This is a genomic window from Lysobacter soli, assembly GCF_009755585.1.
Classification (GTDB): Bacteria; Pseudomonadota; Gammaproteobacteria; order Xanthomonadales; family Xanthomonadaceae; genus Lysobacter_J; species Lysobacter_J soli.
Map to the genome: position 1 here is coordinate 3,867,103 of NZ_CP046603.1, position 17,436 is coordinate 3,884,538.

The 17,436-nt window shown below is 68.9% G+C and carries 16 protein-coding genes; 8 read left to right on the plus strand and 8 right to left on the minus strand.

Going from position 1 to position 17,436, the window contains the following annotated elements:
* Positions 1 to 2: 2 nt before the first annotated feature.
* Complete coding sequence (locus tag GOY17_RS17585) at positions 3 to 803, minus strand: sulfite exporter TauE/SafE family protein (RefSeq protein WP_232338476.1); 801 nt, start codon at positions 801 to 803, stop codon at positions 3 to 5.
* A 194-nt stretch (positions 804 to 997) separates the two neighbouring features.
* Here GOY17_RS17585 and GOY17_RS17590 point away from each other — a divergent pair, with 194 nt between their 5' ends.
* The 4 genes from GOY17_RS17590 (at position 998) to GOY17_RS17605 (ending at position 5,660) form a co-directional block, all read left to right on the plus strand.
* Complete coding sequence (locus tag GOY17_RS17590) at positions 998 to 3,046, plus strand: transglycosylase SLT domain-containing protein (protein ID WP_157031342.1); 2,049 nt, start codon at positions 998 to 1,000, stop codon at positions 3,044 to 3,046.
* A gap of 26 nt (positions 3,047 to 3,072) precedes the next feature.
* Positions 3,073 to 3,972: a complex I NDUFA9 subunit family protein gene (locus GOY17_RS17595; RefSeq protein ID WP_157031343.1), complete on the plus strand. Its 900-nt coding sequence runs from the start codon at positions 3,073 to 3,075 to the stop codon at positions 3,970 to 3,972.
* 70 nt (positions 3,973 to 4,042) lie between these two features.
* Positions 4,043 to 4,420 (plus strand): PH domain-containing protein, encoded by a 378-nt coding sequence (locus tag GOY17_RS17600; RefSeq protein WP_115842028.1) that lies wholly within the window; start codon positions 4,043 to 4,045, stop codon positions 4,418 to 4,420.
* A 13-nt stretch (positions 4,421 to 4,433) separates the two neighbouring features.
* Positions 4,434 to 5,660 carry a multifunctional CCA addition/repair protein gene (locus tag GOY17_RS17605; protein WP_157031344.1) on the plus strand — a complete coding sequence of 409 codons (1,227 nt, stop codon included), beginning with the start codon at positions 4,434 to 4,436 and terminating at the stop codon, positions 5,658 to 5,660.
* Positions 5,661 to 6,059: 399 nt separating this feature from the next.
* Here GOY17_RS17605 and GOY17_RS17610 read toward each other — a convergent pair whose 3' ends face one another.
* From GOY17_RS17610 to GOY17_RS17620, 3 genes are all read right to left on the minus strand, one after another.
* Positions 6,060 to 8,687 carry a TonB-dependent receptor plug domain-containing protein gene (locus GOY17_RS17610; RefSeq protein ID WP_157031345.1) on the minus strand — a complete coding sequence of 876 codons (2,628 nt, stop codon included), beginning with the start codon at positions 8,685 to 8,687 and terminating at the stop codon, positions 6,060 to 6,062.
* Between the two features lie 247 nt (positions 8,688 to 8,934).
* The gene (locus tag GOY17_RS17615) at positions 8,935 to 9,354 is read right to left on the minus strand and encodes a VanZ family protein (protein ID WP_232338477.1); all 420 of its coding nucleotides are present in this window, start codon (positions 9,352 to 9,354) and stop codon (positions 8,935 to 8,937) included.
* Complete coding sequence (locus GOY17_RS17620; RefSeq protein ID WP_157031346.1) at positions 9,351 to 10,583, minus strand: class I SAM-dependent methyltransferase; 1,233 nt, start codon at positions 10,581 to 10,583, stop codon at positions 9,351 to 9,353. Before GOY17_RS17620 ends, GOY17_RS17615 begins: the two co-directional genes overlap by 4 nt.
* Positions 10,584 to 10,657: 74 nt before the next feature.
* On the opposite strand from GOY17_RS17620, the gene GOY17_RS17625 reads away from it, so the two are divergent.
* Positions 10,658 to 11,407 carry a pteridine reductase gene (locus GOY17_RS17625; protein WP_157031347.1) on the plus strand — a complete coding sequence of 250 codons (750 nt, stop codon included), beginning with the start codon at positions 10,658 to 10,660 and terminating at the stop codon, positions 11,405 to 11,407.
* A gap of 90 nt (positions 11,408 to 11,497) precedes the next feature.
* On the opposite strand, the gene GOY17_RS17630 is transcribed toward GOY17_RS17625, so the two are convergent.
* The 4 genes from GOY17_RS17630 to tsaD all read right to left on the minus strand — a co-directional run bounded on the left by GOY17_RS17630 (position 11,498) and on the right by tsaD (position 14,410).
* Positions 11,498 to 12,322, minus strand: a complete 825-nt coding sequence (locus tag GOY17_RS17630) for a DUF6159 family protein (protein WP_157031348.1) — start codon at positions 12,320 to 12,322, stop codon at positions 11,498 to 11,500.
* Between the two features lie 108 nt (positions 12,323 to 12,430).
* Positions 12,431 to 12,913: a 2-amino-4-hydroxy-6-hydroxymethyldihydropteridine diphosphokinase gene (gene folK, locus GOY17_RS17635; protein ID WP_115842035.1), complete on the minus strand. Its 483-nt coding sequence runs from the start codon at positions 12,911 to 12,913 to the stop codon at positions 12,431 to 12,433.
* A 19-nt stretch (positions 12,914 to 12,932) separates the two neighbouring features.
* A complete protein-coding gene (gene folB, locus GOY17_RS17640) occupies positions 12,933 to 13,286 on the minus strand; it encodes a dihydroneopterin aldolase (protein WP_115842036.1) in 354 nt (117 codons plus the stop codon).
* A gap of 92 nt (positions 13,287 to 13,378) precedes the next feature.
* On the minus strand, positions 13,379 to 14,410 hold the full coding sequence (gene tsaD, locus GOY17_RS17645; protein WP_157031349.1) for a tRNA (adenosine(37)-N6)-threonylcarbamoyltransferase complex transferase subunit TsaD: 1,032 nt from the start codon (positions 14,408 to 14,410) through the stop codon (positions 13,379 to 13,381).
* Positions 14,411 to 14,580: 170 nt separating this feature from the next.
* Here tsaD and rpsU point away from each other — a divergent pair, with 170 nt between their 5' ends.
* From rpsU to dnaG, 3 genes are all read left to right on the plus strand, one after another.
* Positions 14,581 to 14,796: a 30S ribosomal protein S21 gene (gene rpsU / locus GOY17_RS17650; protein WP_031371286.1), complete on the plus strand. Its 216-nt coding sequence runs from the start codon at positions 14,581 to 14,583 to the stop codon at positions 14,794 to 14,796.
* Between the two features lie 210 nt (positions 14,797 to 15,006).
* Positions 15,007 to 15,453: a GatB/YqeY domain-containing protein gene (locus GOY17_RS17655; protein WP_115842038.1), complete on the plus strand. Its 447-nt coding sequence runs from the start codon at positions 15,007 to 15,009 to the stop codon at positions 15,451 to 15,453.
* Between the two features lie 126 nt (positions 15,454 to 15,579).
* On the plus strand, positions 15,580 to 17,352 hold the full coding sequence (gene dnaG / locus GOY17_RS17660) for a DNA primase (RefSeq protein WP_157031350.1): 1,773 nt from the start codon (positions 15,580 to 15,582) through the stop codon (positions 17,350 to 17,352).
* The last annotated feature ends 84 nt before the right edge of the window (positions 17,353 to 17,436 follow it).

A 17,436-nucleotide genomic window follows, 5' to 3' on the forward strand; every position in this document is an offset into this window, starting at 1 on the left:
CATCAGCCGCTGAACAGCAGACTGGTGCCCACGAGCACGAGGAATCCGGCGAACACGCGCTTGAGCGTATCGCCGCGCAGGTAATGCGCCAGACGCGTGCCATAAGGCGCGGCGAACACCGACGCGGCCGCCACGCCGATCGCCGCGGGCAGGTAGACGTAACCGACCGCATGCTGCGGCAGCGCGCCGGGCGGCGCGTGCATCGCGTAGCCGATGGCGGCCGCCAGTCCGATCGCGACGCCGCATGCGGACGAGGTGCCGACGGCCCGCACCGGTATCACGCCGCGCCATACCAGCAAGGGCACCGTCATGCTCCCGCCGCCGATGCCGACCACCGCCGACAGCGCGCCGATGCCCACGCCGGCCGCGGTCATCGGAACGCCGCGCGGTGCTGGCACTTCCGTGCCGCGCGCCTCGCGCGAACCACCGAAGATCAGCTGCGCCGCGGCGAGGAAGCAGTAACCCGCGACGATCCAGCGCAGCACGTCGTCGTCGATGTGCACGGCGATGCCGCTTCCAACCCAGCCGCCAACGAGCAGTCCCGGCACCATCCACGCCACCGTCGGCCACAGCACGCTGCCGCGCCGGGCGTGCGCGCGTGCCGAAGCGGCGGCCGTCAGCACGATGCTTGCCAGCGAACTGGCCAGCGCGGCGTGCATCGCGGCCTCCTTCGGCACGCCCATGCCGGGCAGCAGCCACGCAAGCGCCGCCACCAGTACCAGCCCACCGCCCACGCCCAGCAGTCCGGCGAGGATGCCGGCGATCGCGCCGAGCCCGAGGAACACGAAGAGTGACAACAACATGGAAGCTCCCGATTGAAACCCTGCGCTGCGGGACGCCGCGCATCGACACGGCACGCGATGCGACAGATGCAGACATCACGCGCGTCCGGCCAGAAGGTCCCGTCACACACGATGCGTCATACCCGAAACGACGCCTGACCGCAGTGCGGATCATGGAGACGGCCGCTTCACGATGCTGGGCTATAGTCCCGCCAATGGTCCCCCGCCCATTCATCATCGTACTCGCTGCGTGCAGCGTGGCCCTTGCGGCATCTGCCTGCGCGCAGACGCCCGCGGCCGCGCGCGCCGTGTCCATCCCACCGTTGCCGAAGCCGCTCGCCGATCCGAAGCTCGATCGCGTGCGCACCGCGTTGCAGGCCGCCGAAACCGGCCCGATCGACGCGGCGCAGTTCTCCGACCTCGCGCAGCATCCGCTGTACGGATGGATCGAGTACGCATCGCTGCGGCGCGATATCGACAACCTGTCGCCCGCCGTCGCGCAAGCCTTCCTGTCGCGCAACCAGGGAAAGGCGGTCGCCGACGCTTTCCGCGAGACGTGGATCACCGCCGCCGCACGACGCCAGGACTGGTCGTCCGTGCTCGCCGCGTGGAGTCCGTCGATCAAGAGCACCGCGCTGCGCTGCAACGAGCTCGACGCGCGGCAGGCGCTCGGCCGCGCCGACGCGCAATGGACACGCGATGCGCAGGCGATCTGGCGGACCGGCAAGTCGCTGCCCGATGCCTGCGACGCGCCGATGACGGCGCTCGCGGCGCAGGGCGGACTCACGCCGGAGCTGCGCTGGGAACGCATCGAACTCGCCGCCGCCGAATGGCAGCCCGGCGTGATGCGCGCCGCGGCGCGCGGTTTGCCCGCCGATCAGGCGACGCTCGCCAACGATTACGCCGCCTTCCTCGACACGCCTCACGAGCGCGCGCTCAACTGGCCGAAAACCGAGCGCAGCCGCGAGATCGCATCGCAGGGCCTGGCGAAGTACGGCAAGACCTCGCCGGCGGGCGCCGAGGCGATCCTGCCGAAGTACGCCGACGCGCTCGGCCTGAGCGAAGCGCAGCGCGGCCGCATGCTGTACCAGATCGCGCTGTGGACCGTGGCGTCGTACGAGCCGGAATCGGCGCGTCGCCTCAACGCCGTGCCCGCCTCGGCGTACGACGAACGCCTCCACGAGTGGCGCGTGCGCGAAGCGCTGTCGCGTTCGGACTGGCCGGCGGCGCTGGCGGGGATCCAGAAGATGGGTGCCAAGCAGCGCAGCGATTCGCGCTGGATGTATTTCGAAGCGCGCTTGAACGAGATCGCCGGCCGCAAGCCCGAGGCCGAGCGGTTGTTCCGCGACGCCGCGAACAAGCCCGACTTCCACGGTTTCCTGGCCGCCGACCGCCTCGATCTGCCCTACGCGCTGTGCCCGTGGCTGCCGGAAACCACCTCCGCCGCGCAGCAGGCGATCGCGCGCGATCCGGCGATGGTGCGGGCGATGGGCCTGTTCCAGCTCGACCGCATCGGCTGGGCCGTGCGCGAATGGGACGACGCGCTGTCGCGCTTCAACGACGAGCAGCGCCGCATCGCGGTGGAGGTCGCGCAGGGCAACGGCTGGTTCGATCGCGCGGTGTTCTCGCTCGGGAAGAATCCCGACGAGTCGCGCCTGTACGGCCTGCGCTTCCCGCTGCACCATGAGGCGACGATCCGGCGCGAGGCGGCGAAGAACAACCTCGATCCGGCATGGGTCGCGGCGGAGATCCGCGCGGAGAGCATCTTCTACCCGCGCGCGCGCTCGTCGGCCAACGCGATGGGGCTGATGCAGATCCTGCCCGGTACCGGCTCCGGCGTCGCCAGCCGCATCGGCCTGTCCTGGGGCGGCGCGGAGAGCCTGTACGACCCGGACACCAACATCATCCTGGGCACGGCCTACCTGGGTCAGCTGATGGACAAGTACGGCGGCCAGCCGTACCAGGTCATCGCCGGCTACAACGCGGGCCCGGCGCCGCTCGCGCGCTGGCAGTCGCAGCGGCCCGGCATGGAGCCGCCGTTCTGGATCGAGACCATCAGCTACAAGGAAACGCGCGAGTACGTCGCGCGCGTGCTGGCCTTCAGCGTGCTGTACGACTGGCGCCTCAACGGCGATGCGCTGCGGCTCAGCAATCGCCTGATCGGCCGCACCGATGGTGCGCGCACACGCTTCACGTGCCCGACGCCGGCCGCGGCACCGCCGGCCGCACCGGCGACACAATCCAGTTCCCGATCACAGCGTTGAAGTCCGGCCTCGCCTAGACTTTCGCCATGACACAACGTCACGTGGTGATCCTCGGCGGCACCGGCTTCGTCGGCCGGCATCTGGTCGCGCGCCTGTTGCAGGGCGGCGACCGCGTGACCGTGCTCAGTCGCGGCGTGGACGCCGCCAAGCGCCGCCTCAAACCGCAGGGCGCGAGCCTGATCGAAGGCGATGTCGCCGACGCGGACTTCCTCGCCGCCGTGCTCGACGATGCCGACGCGGTGGTGAACCTCATCGGCATCCTCAACGAGAAGGGCGATCGCGGCGACGGCTTCGAACGCGTGTTCGTCGGCATCACCGATGCGTTGATCGACGCGATGCAGCGCATGGGCGTGCGCCGGCTGCTGCAGATGAGCGCGCTCAATGCGGGGCGCGGGGAAAGCCACTACCTGCAGGCGCGCGGCCGTGCCGAACAACACGTTCGCGCATCCGGGCTCGACTGGACGCTGCTGCGTCCGTCGGTGATCGCCGGCCCCGGCGATGGCCTGTTCTGCCGTTTCGACGGGCTGCTGAAGTTCGCGCCGGTGCTGCCGATCGGTCGTGCCGATGCGCGCTTCCAGCCCGTCTGGGTGGGCGACGTCGTCCAGGCCTTTGCCAGGGCGCTCGAGGAGCCGCGCAGCATCGGCCAGTCCTACGACCTGGTCGGCCCCGACGTGATGACGCTGAAGCAGATCGTGAAGCTCGCCGCGCGCGGTCGCGGGCGGCATCGCGTGGTGCTCGGACTTCCGACGTCGCTCGGCAAGCTGCAGGCCGAAGTCGGCGAATGGCTGCCCGGCAAGCCGATCAGCCGCGACAACTGGCGTTCGCTGCAGCTGGACTCGGTGAGCATGGAAGACGGCCTGCGCCGCCTGAACCTCACGCCCACGCCGGTGGAACCGAAGCTGGCGGAGATCCTCGCCGGTTGCTGAAGCGCCCGAACACGGAGCGCATCGCGCCGGTGCGCTAGCATCGCGCCTGCACCGTTCCGGAGACACGCAGATGGGCCTGATCGACACCCTGCTCGGCCATGCGGGCGAGAAGCCCGTGGAGAAGATCGCCGAGGAATTCGCGCCGCTGCTCGCGCCCGGCGAAACGCTGGAGCGCGCGTTCGGGCTCATCCGCGACCTGATCGTGTTCACCGACCGCCGCATGATCCTGGTCGACAAGCAGGGCGTCACCGGCAGCAAGGTGCAGTACCTGAGCATCCCGTATCGCAGCGTGGTGATGTTCTCGGTCGAAACGGCCGGGCATTTCGACATGGATTCCGAACTGCGCATCTGGCTGTCCGGGCAATCGGCGCCGATCTCCCGCACGCTCGGCCGCGACAGCGGCGTGCGCGAGATCCTTGCCCTGCTCGCCCAGCACGCGCCGCGCTGACAGGCAGCGCTGGATGAAGCGATACCTCGTCGGCGGCGCCGTGCGCGACCGCCTGCTCGGCCTGCCGCACGGCGACAACGACTGGGTCGTCGTCGGCGAGACGCAGGCGTCGATGGAAGCGGCGGGATTCCGCGCCGTCGGGCGCGACTTCCCGGTGTTCCTCGATCCCGAGAGCGGCGAGGAACACGCACTCGCGCGCACCGAGCGCAAGAGCGGCCGCGGCTATCGCGGGTTCGTGGTGGATGCCGATCCCTCGGTCACGCTGGAAGACGACCTGCAGCGTCGCGATTTCACCATCAACGCCATCGCGCAGGACGAAGACGGCGCGCTGGTCGACCCCTACGGCGGCGCGCGCGACATCGAGGCGCGCGTGTTGCGTCATGTCGGCCCTGCCTTCGCCGAGGATCCGCTGCGCGTGCTGCGCGCGGCGCGGTTCATGGCGCGCTTCGCTTCGCTCGGTTTCACCGTCGCGCCGGAAACCATGGCGCTGATGCGCGAGATGGCCGCGTCCGGCGAACTGGCCGAACTCACCGCCGAGCGCGTGTGGCAGGAAACGCGGCGCGCGCTTGCGTGCCAGACGCCGTCGGCGTTCCTGCGGACGCTGCACGACGCAGGGGCGCTCGCCGTCGTGCTGCCGGAAGTGGATGCGCTGTACGGCGTGCCGCAGCGCGCGGAGTACCACCCTGAAGTCGATACCGGCGTGCACGTCGAACTGGTCTGCGACATGGCCGCGCGCTTGGCGCCCGGCGACGACCTGATCGGCTTCGCCGCGATGACGCACGACCTCGGCAAGGCGCTGACGCCTTCGCACGTGCTGCCCAAGCACCTCGGCCACGAGCACGCCGGCCTTGCTCCATTGCGCGGGCTCTGCGGCCGGTTGAAGGTGCCGACCGAACATCGCCAGCTGGCCGAAGCGGTGTGCCGCGAACACCTCAACGTGCACCGATTTGACGAACTGCGCGCGAGCACGGTGTACGAACTGTTCGCGCGCTGCGACGGGTTCCGCAAGCCGGCGCGCATCGCGCAGATGGCGATCGTGTGCGAAGCCGACAAGCGCGGCCGCGCCGGCCTCCAGGACGTGCCCTATCCGCAGGGCGAAGCGCTGAAGGCCGCGCTGGCGTCGGCGATGACGGTGCGCGCGGAGGACGTCGCGCGCGGCCTGAGCGGGCCGGAGGTCGGCGAGGCGATGAAGAAGGCGCGGATCCGGGCGATCGCGGAGGCTACGGGGAAGAAGCCTTAGATCGCCACGGTGGGCGCCAGCTTTCGCTGCAATGACGGCGGAGACTGGGTTCGCCGTGGTTGGAGTGCCCATGCGGTACGGGCCTGGGTCCCGGCTTTCCCGGGATGACGGTGGTCCTGATGCTGTTCGTTCCGGACTGAGAGTCCCGAGCCACCCAAAGAAAAACGCCGGCCGACTCCCCAGTCGCCCGGCGTTTCCTGATCCTCTGACCGCGGCTCCCTCGCCCCCTGGCACCGGGAGTCCGCGTTTCGCGTCGCCGTTTAGCGGCATCGCGACGCCACGATACGTGAAGCTTCCGTTAGGAACCGTGCGGCGATCACAGGATTCCACACGCCCCTGCGCCCCGCCGCCGCACCGCGCGGGCAACCGTGAACACGGTCGCACCGCGCGGCCGGTCGATCAGAACTGGTAGCTCGCCTTCACGTACCACTCGCCGCCGTTGAAGCCGAAGGGCGAGGACAGCGGGTACTTCGCGCCCAGGAACGTCAGCGTGGTGTTCGTCTCGCGGTCGGGGTAGTTGTCGAAGACGTTGTTGCCGCCGACGGTCACGTGCAGCTTGTCGTCCATGAAGGCGAAGGTCGCCGACAGGTCGAACAGCCATTCGGAGCCGAACTCGCCCTGCTCGCCGAAGGTGAAGTCCTCCCAGCTGTCGTAGTAGTTCGCGCGGGCGGTGAAGTTCACGTTCCACGGCGAGCGCCAGTCGAAGGTGATGACGCTGCGGTTGTTCGGAAGCTGGTTCTCCAGGTCCGCCACGCGTTCGGCGTCGATGACCGGCGTCGTCGTGCCCGGGATTACCGCCACCGAGTCCACTTCCTGCTTGTTGTAGCTGTGGCGGAAGTCGAACACGCCGGTGCCCCAGCCGCCGAAGTCGGCGCGATAGACCGCGACGAGGTCGACGCCCTGCACCGTGCTGTCGAAGCCGTTGACGAAGTACGACACCTGGCGCAGCAGTTCCGCGCCCGGCACGCCGGCGTCGATCAGCGCCTGCTGCTGCGGCGAGCCGTCGGCGACGTTGATCGTCTGCAATGCGATGCGGTCTTCGACCTCGATGTTGTAGTAGTCCAGCGTGAGGCTGAAGACGTCGTTGGGCGACCACACGAAGCCGGCCGAGTACGACAGCGATTCCTCCGCCGTCACCGGCGTGGCGCCGAGCGCGATTGCCGCCTCGCTCGCCACCGGGAACGTGCCCAGCGGCACGAGGTTGCCCGACGAGTCGGCCGTGGTGGTCACGTCCAGCGTGTTGAGCTGGCCGGGCGTCGGCGTGCGGAAACCGGTGTTGACGGTGGCACGGACGGCGAAGGCGTCGGTGAAGGCGAAGCGCGTGGAGACCTTCCAGTCGAAGGTGCTGTCGAAGTTCGACGTGTCCTCGTAGCGGCCCGCGACGCCGACGGTCCAGTCTTCGACCACGTCGGTTTCCAGGTCGAGGTACGCGGCGCGGCTGTACTGGCTGAAATCGCCCGCCGCTTCCGGCGAGTCGCCCTGGAAGCCGTCCGAGCCCACGCCGAACAACGCGCCGGTCGGGCCGTTCTCCCACGAGGCGGTGTCGCCCGCCCGGATCTTGTAGGTCTCCTCGCGCCACTCGGCGCCGAAGGCGACGTTGACGGGCGTGGCGAACACGTCGTTCTGCCACGGCCAGACGAAGTCGGCGTTGGCGCCGCGCTCGAGCTGGGTAAGATCGCCCGGCTCGAAGCTGGTCGGGCTCAGGCGGCCCAGGCTCGGATTGATCGAGCTGGTCATCTTGTAAATCATGTGGTTCTCGCCCTGGCGCAGGCTGACGTCCCAGCGCAGGCTCCCGGCGGTTCCGCCCTTCGCACCGAACACGCCTTCGTAGTCGGTGATTTCCGCGCCGAAGGTCGGCGTGTAGCCGCCCGGGAACAGCGGGTAGATCGGGTTGAGCGCGATCCAGCCCGACGGGCTCGACGCATCGGCGGTGAGGTAGTCGGCGGGATTGAGCCCGCGCGCGACGATGTCGTTCACCAGCGACTGCTCGACCGGATCGGCGACGCCGTTGCCGTCGCTGTCGACCATCAGCGTGCCGCGCGGCGTCACGCCGGGCACGCCGACAGGCGTGCGGTAGAAGAAGCTGGATTCGTACTCGGTGTCGGCGTAGCTGCCGAAGCCGTAGAGGCTGACGTTCTCGTTGATCGGGTATTCGGCGTTGAAGAACGAGCGCAGGCCTTCGCCGTCCGGATCGCCCCAGCGCTGGCCCAAACCTTCGAACGGCACCAGGTTCGTGCCGACGGCCGCGCCGACGTCCGCCGCGTCCGCACGCGGGACGCCGCGCGAGGTGTGGTCGGAATCGAAATACTCCACCGTCATGTTGAAGAAGCCGCCATCGCCGAGTTCGGCGCCGGCGTTGAACGAGGTGCGCCAGCGGTCGCCGTCGCCCTCGTAGGTCGAACCGTACTGGCCGTCGATGCGGACGCCGTCGGAGTAGTCGTTGAGCAGCACGTTGATCACGCCGGCGATGGCGTCGGAGCCGTACTGCGCGGACGAGCCGTCGCGCAGCACTTCCACGCGCTGGATCGCGGCGGAGGGAATCAGGCTGTAGTCGACGGCCTGCGAGCCCTGGTTCACGGTGCCGAACGGTTCGACCTGCAGGTTCACCAGCGCCGAGCGATGCCGGCGCTTGCCGTTGATCAGCACCAGCGTCTGGTCCGGCGGCAGGTTGCGCAGGTTGGCCGGGCGCACGAACGCGGTGCCGTCGGCGATCGGGAAGCGCTGCGTGTTGAAGGACGGCGCGATGTTGGCCAGCTGGTCGGTGAAGTCGGCCGAGGCCTGCTTCTCCAGGTCCGCCGGCCGGAAGACATCGACCGGGGACATCGATTCGGTGGGCGAGCGGCCCTGCACGCGCGTGCCGGTGACCACGAGCTTGTCGAGGTCCACGGCTTCCTGGCGGTCGGCGGGTGCCGCGGCGGGGGCCGGAGGCGTCTGCGCGGTGTCCTGTGCGAAGGCGGGCGATACGACGGTCGAGAACAGCGCGGCGAGGACGGCCGTGGTCAGGCGATGTCGGTTGGCAACGAGCATTGGCGGTTTCCTTACTCAGGGTGGGCGGACTCCCCCTGTCGAGCCCAGCCCCGAGCTTTAACCGGCCTTTAACCTTTGCGCAATACCTACCGTCGTTTTGCCTAATCTGCTTTTATGGCGATCTTTTGTACTGCGACCGCCATCTCACCTCAGGCGGACGCTGTTCACCGGGCGCACGTCCCGGTCGCGAACATCGCGCATCGGCTTCGAAGCACCTGCGAACGGGATCGAATGCCGCCAAACGCCACTAGCGACCTCGGATCTTCTCTTCGATCCGGACCAGCAACCCGCCGATCGCCGTCGGCCCGAGCATCAGCCCGGCGAGCACGCCGAGCGAATTGGCCAGCGCGTCGGCCGAATCGGCCATGCGGCTGACCGTCCACGCGCCCTGGGCGAATTCCAGCGCGACCCCGAGCGCGATCAGTCCCACCGCCGCGATCGCCTGCGCCCGCCGGTGCGCGAACAGCATCACCGCCCAGGCGCTGAGGATCAGGTAGCCGACGAAGTGCTCGACCTTGTCGAATCCGTCCGGCACCTCGGGCAGGTCGTGCGCCGGCAGCAGCGAGGACGTCACCACGGCGGCGATCATCGCGATCCAGATCGCCACCCACAGCGCGGGCCAGCGGAATTCGCGCAGCCAGGAGCGCCGGCTCGCCGTCGCGCTCACAGGCGGAAACTCAGGTCGCCAACGAGGAAGGCCGCGCCGAACTCGACACCCTTCTCGAAGCCCATCACCTGGAAGCGCTCGCCCATCTCGCTGGGGAGCGTGAGGCGCTTCACTTCCTGCGTGCGCTTCATGCGCTCGCCTTCGTCGGCGATCCGCTCGATGCGTTCGAGCACGCCGGCCAGCCCGTTGCCGAGCAGGAAGCTCGCCTGCGAACAGTAGCCGGCGAAGTCGAAGCCTGCCGCCACGCCGGCTTCGGCGAGCGCGGTGAAGTCGACCGACGCGGTCAGGTCCTGCAGGCCCGGCCACAGCAGGGGCTCGGCGTGCATGCGGTGGCGATAGAACGCGCGCAGCGTGCCGTCGCTGCGTTCGGGCAGGTAGAACTCGCCGCGCGAATAGCCGTAGTCGACGAACAGCATCGCGCCGTTGCGCATGCCGCCGGACACCGCCTGCACCCAGTACGGCAGCTGCGGCAACGCTTCGGAGCGGTAGCCGTGCTCGAACTCGCGGCCGAGCTGGCGTTCCAGATGACGCACTGCGTTGCCGAGGAACGCGTCGGCCGGACGCAGCACGCGCTTCAGCTCGCCGCCTTCGACGGCGACGTGTTCCTCGTACACCTCGCCCGCCTCGATGGCGAAGCGCGGCGTCGGCAGCGCGTCGATCACTTCGTTGGCGAACAGCACGCCATCCCACTCGTCGTCGAACGGCCCATCGAGCCACTCGACCAGCTCGAACAGCGGCGGCACGAGGCGCTCCTGCAGGCGCTCGCGCTGGCGATGCCGCAGCTGCGCGCTGGGTTCGAGGATGCAATAGCGATCGGGCAGCGCGTCCAGTTCCATCAACCGCTTCAGCGCGACTTCGGCGAACGCGCCGGTTCCGCCGCCGAGTTCGAAGAACCGCGCCTGCGGCCCGAGTTGCTGGAACACCGGCGCGACGCTCTCGGCCACGCACGCGGCGAAGATCGGGCCGAGTTCGGGCGCGGTGACGAAATCGCCGCTTTCGCCGAACTTGCTCGCGCCGGCGCTGTAATAGCCGAGGCCCGGCGCGTACAGCGCCAGCTCCATGAAGCGCGAGAACGGAATCGCGCCGCCGTTCCCGGCGATCTGCGCGCGGATCAGCTCGTCCACGCGCGCGCTGTGCGCGAGCGCATCGGCGTCGGGCGTCGGCAGGGCGTTGGCCTCGCGCTGGCGCTGTTGCGCGTCAGGACGATGCGAGGGGGAATCGGTGGACATGCGGCATCGCCGTGGGAACACTGGCCGCTCAGGATACGCCACGCCCCGGAGAGACCCGTCATGGACGCATCTTCATGAGCACGCCCCGCTCCGCCGCGCCCGTGGCGCTGGTGACCGGCGCCGCGAGACGGATCGGCGCCGCGATCGTGCGTCGCCTGCACGGCGCGGGCTACGACATCGCGCTGCATTACCGTGGCTCGTCGGACGAGGCGAACGCGCTGGCGGCGGAACTGGAACGCGCGCGCGCTGGCAGCACGTTGCTGCTTCAGGCCGACCTGGCCGAGTTCGACCGCCTCCCCGAGCTGATCGCGCAATGCGTGGGCCGCTTCGGCCGGCTGGATGCGCTGGTGAACAACGCGTCGACCTTCACGCCGACGCCGATCGGCTCCGCGACGCCGGCGCAATGGGACACGCTGTTCGCCAGCAACGCGCGCGCGCCGTTCTTCCTCGCGCAGGCCGCCGCGCCGCATCTGCGTGCCTCGCGTGGCGCGATCGTGAATCTCGCCGACCTCTACGCCGAGCGTCCGCTGCGCGAACACACGCTGTACTGCATGGCGAAGGCCGCCCTGCTGATGATGACGCGCTCGCTCGCGCTGGAACTCGGCCCCGACGTGCGCGTCAACGCGGTCTCGCCGGGCGCGATCCTCTGGCCGCAAGACCGCAACGACATCGCCGCGCAGCAGGCGATGCTTGCGCGCACGCCGCTGGCCCGAACCGGAACACCGGAGGAAGTCGCCGAGGCCGTGCGCTGGCTGCTGCAGGACGCGCACTACAGCACGGGACAGGTGCTGCATCTGGATGGCGGACGACTGCTGGCGGTGTGACGGTTTAGGAACCGCTGGCTCGAACAGCCCCTTCGTCACCAGCCGGAAAGAACTGACGGCGCCGGTCGTGACACCGGCGCCGCCCGGACATCACTTCGCCGCGAACGCCGTCTCCAGCTGCAGCGCGCGAAACGCCGGCGGCGCCTCGCCTTCCATCGCGTAGCGGTACAGCGCCGCCGCATAAATGCCGCTCAGCGCCGCCTGGTACACGCCGAGCAGCAGCAGGCCGATCACGAACAACACCACGATCGACACCGCCAGCGCCACCGACAGCTGCGCGGCCACGAACGCCAGCAGCGCGCCAATGACGATGATGGCGAACGAGATCAGGCCGAACGCCATGCCGATGCCGACATTGCCGATCGCGTTCTCGCCCCACGTGCGCTTGAGCAGGTTCGCGCTGCGCTTGAGCGCTTCGAACGGGCCGACTTCCTGGTGCACCAGCACCGGCACCACGAGGAACGTCGCCAGCGTCCATGCCGCGCCGAGGCCGCCGCCGACCAGCCGCATCAGCAGGTTGTCGTCGTCCTTCATGCGCTTGAGGAGCACGCCGACGGTCGCCGTGATAGCCGCGTAACCGAGGATCGACGGCAGGCGTGCCTTCGCCGCGTTGAAGCCGTCGGCCAGCGTCGGATCGCCGCCGTCCAGGCGGATCATCGCGGCGGCTACCAGCGCGCTGTTGCAGAACACGATCACCGTGTACTGGCAGAAATAGAACAGGAACACCCAGATCACGCTCGATGCCACGCCCTGGCTGAAAACGCGCCAGCCGATCATCGGCACCAGGAACGTCGCCAGCACCACGAGCGTGGCGACGGCGGAGACGACCGGGAACACCATCAGCTCCTTGTCCGAGCGCAGCACGGCCGCACTCGCCTTCACCAGCTCCCAACTGCGCGAGAACTTATCGAACATCGCAATTTCCCCAGTCCCCCATGGACCAGCGCGCATCCTCGGGCCGGTGCGGGCGCGGTGGCAAGGGGAAGACGCGCGAATTCGGACGGCCGGCGCGGTCCGCGTCGCTCAGAGCGGCGCCGTTTCCAGCGTCGCTCCGTGTTCGGGATGGGCGGCCCACAGCTGCGCGAGCGTGCGACCGGTGCCGGGCACGACGACGTCGGGCGCGATCTCCGCCAGCGGCCGCAGCACGAACGCGTGTTTCAGCTCCGGGCGCGGAATGCGCAGATTGCCCGCGCCTTCGAGCGTGAGTCCGTCGAACAGCACGATATCGATGTCGAGCGTGCGGTCGCCGTAACGCGGCCCGCTTCTGTCCCGGCCGTGCGCGTCTTCCAGCGCGTGCAGCCATGCGTTCAGTGCGTGCGGATCGAGGTCGGACTCGATGATCGCCGCGGCGTTGTGGAAATCGGGCCCGTCGAAACCCACAGCGCGCGTGCGATACACCGGCGACATGACGACCTCGCCGAAACGCTCGCGCAATGCGCGCACGGCCGCACGCAGGTGCGTCACGGCATCGACGTTGCTGCCCAGGCTCAGGTAGGCGCGGCTCATGCGGAACGCGGTGCCGATGTCAGGACGCGGAACGTTCGATCATCACGCCGACCGCGCGCGCGCCGCGCACTGCGCCGGGCTTGCTCAGCTTCAGTCGCACGCGCTGGACGCCGAACTCGGTGATCACGATCTGCGCGACGCGTTCGGCCAGCGTTTCGACGAGTTCGAAACTGGACTGCGACACGTACTCGACGATGCGGTTGCTCACCGCCTTGTAGTTGAGCGTGTCGGCGATCGCGTCGGTCGCCGCCGGAATGCGGTTGTCGAAGGCCATCTCGATGTCGAACACGAGCGGCTGACGGATGCGGCGCTCCCAGTCGTAGATGCCGATCAGCGCCTCGATTTCGAGGCCTTCGATGAAGACGTGGTCCATGGGAGCCGTGATTCGTGATTCGTGATTGGGGATTCGCAGAAGCGAAAGCTTACAGCGCGCACCGGCTGCGCCCGCGAATCACGCCTCACGATTCACGAATTCACCGCCTCCAGCGTCGCCATGTCCCAGCGCGGCGTGACGCGCACCGCGAGGTCGCCATGTTGCCCGGCGGCGAGCCGCAGCGCGCCGGCGTAGGCGATCATCGCGCCGTTGTCGGTGCAGAACTGCGGGCGCGGGAAGCTCACGCGGCCGCCGCGCTTGCGCGTCATCTCGTCGAGCTTCGCGCGCAGCCGCTTGTTCGCGCCGACGCCACCGGCGACGACGAGCGTGTCGCAACCGGCCGCTTCCAGCGCGCGTTCGCACTTGATCGACAGCGTGTCGACCACCGCGTCCTCGAAGCCACGCGCGATGTCGGCGCGGACCGCGTCGCCCTGGTCGCTGTCCTTCCACGCCAGCAGCACCTGCGTCTTCAGGCCGCTGAAGCTGAAATCGAGGCCGGGACGATCGGTCATCGGCCGGGCGAACCTGAACACGCCGGGGCGTCCCTGCTCGGCCAGCGCCGCGAGCTGCGGGCCGCCCGGGTACGGAAGGCCCATCAGCTTGGCGGTCTTGTCGAAGGCCTCACCGGCCGCGTCATCCAGCGTTTCGCCGAGCAGCCGGTAGCGGCCGATCGCCTCCACGTGCACCAGCTGCGTGTGGCCGCCGGAGACCAGCAGCGCCACGAACGGCGGCTCGGGACGGCCGCGCTCGGGGTCGTCCTCCAGCAGCGGCGCCAGCAGGTGGCCTTCCATGTGATGGACGCCGATGGCCGGGACGTCCAGCGCCCAGGCCATCGAGCGGGCCACGCCCGCGCCGACCAGCAGCGCCCCGACGAGCCCGGGGCCGGCCGTGTAGGCCACGCCGTCGAGGTCGGACGTGGTCAGGCCGGCTTCGCGCAGGGTCTCGCGGACCAGCGGCAGCAGCTTGCGGACGTGGTCGCGGCTGGCCAGTTCGGGCACCACGCCGCCGTATTCGGCGTGCAGGGCGATCTGGCTGTAGAGGGTGTGCGCGCGCAGACCGGATTCGGTGTCGTAGACGGCCACACCGGTCTCGTCGCAGCTGGTTTCGATGCCGAGGACTTTCAAGATGGACTTCCGCGAGGGGGCGCAGGGCGGCTTCCGGGCGGCCGGAAGCGTGTGGATTCAAGGACCTGCATCCAAAGTAGGGCCCTATGTTGCACCTTCAAGAAGGCCGCCGCTATAATGCGCGGCTCTTCCCCGGCCTGCCCGGGCCGGTTACCGAAACGAGATTACGTATGCCCAGCGTCAAAGTCCGCGAAAACGAGCCTTTTGAGTTTGCTCTGCGTCGCTTCAAGCGCACCTGCGAGAAGGCCGGTGTCCTGGCCGAGACCCGCAAGCGCGAGTTCTACGAGAAGCCGACCCAGGAACGCAAGCGCAAGGCCGCAGCCGCGGTGAAGCGCCAGGCGCGCCGCGCCTCGCGCGACGTGACCAAGCGTCAGCGCCTGTACTGATCGCCCTGGCGGGTCCGCGCACCGCGCGACCTGCTCCCGGACGCATCACACAAGCCGGCCGCGCCCTGCGCTGCCGGCTTTTTGTGTTTCCGGATTTCGGATTCCGGCGATGACCGCCCCGTACCCGGGCCGTCGCCGGATGCCCGGACTGGCCCCCATCACCCCGATTCCGCGCGCCCGCCGCGCGATCCCCAGCCAAGGAGCAGCCCGATGAGCCTCAAGCAGCGACTCACCGACGACATGAAGGCCGCGATGAAGGGCGGCGACAAGCACAGCCTCGCCGTGATCCGCCTGATCAACGCCGCCATCAAGCAGAAGGAAGTGGACGAGCGCATCGAACTGGACGACGCCGCGGTCATCGCCGTGCTTGACAAGATGGTCAAGCAGCGCCGCGACTCGGTCACCCAGTACGAAGCCGCCAGCCGCGAGGACTTGGCGCAGGTCGAGCGCGACGAGATCGTCGTGATCGAGCGCTACATCCCCGCGAAGATGGGCGAGGCCGAGATCCTGGCCGCGATCGACGCCGCCATCGCCGAAACCGGCGCCACCGGCCCGGCCGACATGGGCAAGCTCATGGGCCCGCTGAAGGCCAAGCTCGCCGGCCAGGCCGACATGGGCCAGGTGTCGGCGCTGGTGAAGAAGCGTCTGGCGAACTGATTCCGCTGTCCCGCTCCCGCGTGCGGGAGCCGGTTGGGGTGGGGGCAACCGCCGCCTTCATCCGCCCTTCGGGCACCTTCTCCCGCAAGCGGGAGAAGGGTGAGCGCATGGCATCCTTACCGTCCAATGGCCCGCATCCCCGACGCTTTCATCGATGACCTGCTCGCGCGCACCGACCTCGTCGAGGTGATCGGCTCGCGCGTGCAGCTCAAGCGCCAGGGCAAGGAATACTCGGCGCGCTGTCCGTTCCACGACGAGCGGTCGCCGAGCTTCACCGTCTCGCCGGTGAAGGGCTTCTACCACTGCTTCGGCTGCGGCGCGCACGGCACCGCGATCAGCTTCCTGATGAACTACGACCGCCTCGAGTTCCTCGACGCGGTGGAAGAACTCGCCAAGCGCCTTGGCATGGAAGTGCCTCGCGACACGCACCAGCGCAATGCGAATCCCGACAGCCAGGATCTGTACGGCGCGCTCGATGCGGCGTCGAAGTTCTTCCAGAAACAGTTGGCAAGCAACGGCCGCGCACTGGGCTATTTCGACAGCCGCGGCGTCGATGCCGAGACGCGCGCGCGTTTCTCGCTGGGCTACGCACCCGATGGTTTCAACGCGTTGCGCGATGCGCTGGGCACCGATCCGCGACGCATGAAGCTGCTCGAACGCGGCGGGTTGTTCTCGAAGAACGATCGCGGCCACGTCTACGACAAGTTCCGCGATCGCGTGATGTTCCCGATCCACGATCGCCGCGGTCGCACCATCGCGTTCGGCGGCCGCGTGCTCGAAAAGGAAAACGGTCCGAAGTACCTCAATTCGCCGGAAACCGAGCTCTTCCACAAGGGCCGCGAACTCTACGGCCTGTGGCAGGTACGTCAGGCGAACAGCAGGATCGAGCGCCTGATCGTCGTCGAAGGCTACATGGACGTGATCGCGCTGTTCCAGAACGGCTTCGAGACCGCGGTGGCGACGCTCGGCACCGCGACGACGCCCGACCACGCCGAACTGCTGTTCCGCAACGCACCCGACGTCTACTTCTGTTTCGACGGCGACCGCGCCGGTCGCGGCGCCGCATGGAAGGCGGTCGAATCGGTGCTGCCGCGCATGAAGGACGGCCGCCAGGCGTTCTTCCTGTTCCTGCCCGACGGCGAGGATCCGGATTCGCTGGTGCGCAACGAAGGCCGCGAGGGTTTCGAAGCGCACCTGAAACAGGCGACGCCGCTGTCGCAGTTCTTCTTCGATTCGCTGTCCAGCGACGTCAACCTGCACACGCTCGAAGGCAAGGGCCGTCTGGCCGAACGTGCCAAACCGCTGTTGGCGCAGATTCCCGACGGCGCATTCGGCGATCTGATGAAGCAGCGGCTCACCGAACTCACCGGCGTCGGCGCACGCGCGAGCGCGCCGGAAACGCATGTGCCCGCGCAGCGCGCGCGCGCGGCCGGCAACGCGCCGCACGGATCGAAACCGTCGCTCGTGCGCAGCGCGATCACGATGCTGATGCAGCAGCCGCAGGTGGCGCTCGCGTTGCCGGCGTCGCTGCATTTCGCCTCGCTCGACCAGCCCGGCATCGGCCTGCTGGTGGAGATCATCGAACTCGTGCACCAGCGCCCCGACATCTCCACCGGCATGGTGCTGGAGCATTTCGCCGATCGCAGCGAAGCGCCGGCGCTGACCAAACTCGCCACCGCCGGTGCAGTGGAAACCACCGCGTCGACGCCCCTGGATGCGCGCGTGCTCGACGACGCCGACCGCCGGCAGCAGGCGTTCCTGGACGCCATCGCGCGCCTGGATGCGCAGGCGCTGCAGGCGCGCATCGAATCGCTGCAGGCGCGCATGACGTCGCTCGTCGACGCGGAAAAGCAGGAACTGCGCGAGCTGCTGTCGCTGCGGATGTTGAGTCGCCACTGACGGCGCGCCGGTGGGCGGAAGGTCATCCGCACTTCCTGCATGGGCGATCACGATCGCGGACGGTGACAGTGGCGTCATCCTGAT

Excerpts from the sequence above, each read along its gene's own strand:
- GOY17_RS17605 (WP_157031344.1), top strand. The coding sequence starts at position 4,434 with ATGAAGCGATACCTCGTCGGCGGCGCCGTGCGCGACCGCCTGCTCGGC.
- folK (WP_115842035.1), bottom strand. The coding sequence starts at position 12,913 with ATGAGCCGCGCCTACCTGAGCCTGGGCAGCAACGTCGATGCCGTGACG.
- GOY17_RS17595 (WP_157031343.1), top strand. The coding sequence starts at position 3,073 with ATGACACAACGTCACGTGGTGATCCTCGGCGGCACCGGCTTCGTCGGC.
- GOY17_RS17600 (WP_115842028.1), top strand. The coding sequence starts at position 4,043 with ATGGGCCTGATCGACACCCTGCTCGGCCATGCGGGCGAGAAGCCCGTG.
- GOY17_RS17625 (WP_157031347.1), top strand. The coding sequence starts at position 10,658 with ATGAGCACGCCCCGCTCCGCCGCGCCCGTGGCGCTGGTGACCGGCGCC.
- GOY17_RS17655 (WP_115842038.1), top strand. The coding sequence starts at position 15,007 with ATGAGCCTCAAGCAGCGACTCACCGACGACATGAAGGCCGCGATGAAG.
- GOY17_RS17620 (WP_157031346.1), bottom strand. The coding sequence starts at position 10,583 with ATGTCCACCGATTCCCCCTCGCATCGTCCTGACGCGCAACAGCGCCAG.
- GOY17_RS17610 (WP_157031345.1), bottom strand. The coding sequence starts at position 8,687 with ATGCTCGTTGCCAACCGACATCGCCTGACCACGGCCGTCCTCGCCGCG.
- GOY17_RS17585 (WP_232338476.1), bottom strand. The coding sequence starts at position 803 with ATGTTGTTGTCACTCTTCGTGTTCCTCGGGCTCGGCGCGATCGCCGGC.
- GOY17_RS17630 (WP_157031348.1), bottom strand. The coding sequence starts at position 12,322 with ATGTTCGATAAGTTCTCGCGCAGTTGGGAGCTGGTGAAGGCGAGTGCG.
- GOY17_RS17590 (WP_157031342.1), top strand. The coding sequence starts at position 998 with ATGGTCCCCCGCCCATTCATCATCGTACTCGCTGCGTGCAGCGTGGCC.
- rpsU (WP_031371286.1), top strand. The coding sequence starts at position 14,581 with ATGCCCAGCGTCAAAGTCCGCGAAAACGAGCCTTTTGAGTTTGCTCTG.
- folB (WP_115842036.1), bottom strand. The coding sequence starts at position 13,286 with ATGGACCACGTCTTCATCGAAGGCCTCGAAATCGAGGCGCTGATCGGC.
- dnaG (WP_157031350.1), top strand. The coding sequence starts at position 15,580 with ATGGCCCGCATCCCCGACGCTTTCATCGATGACCTGCTCGCGCGCACC.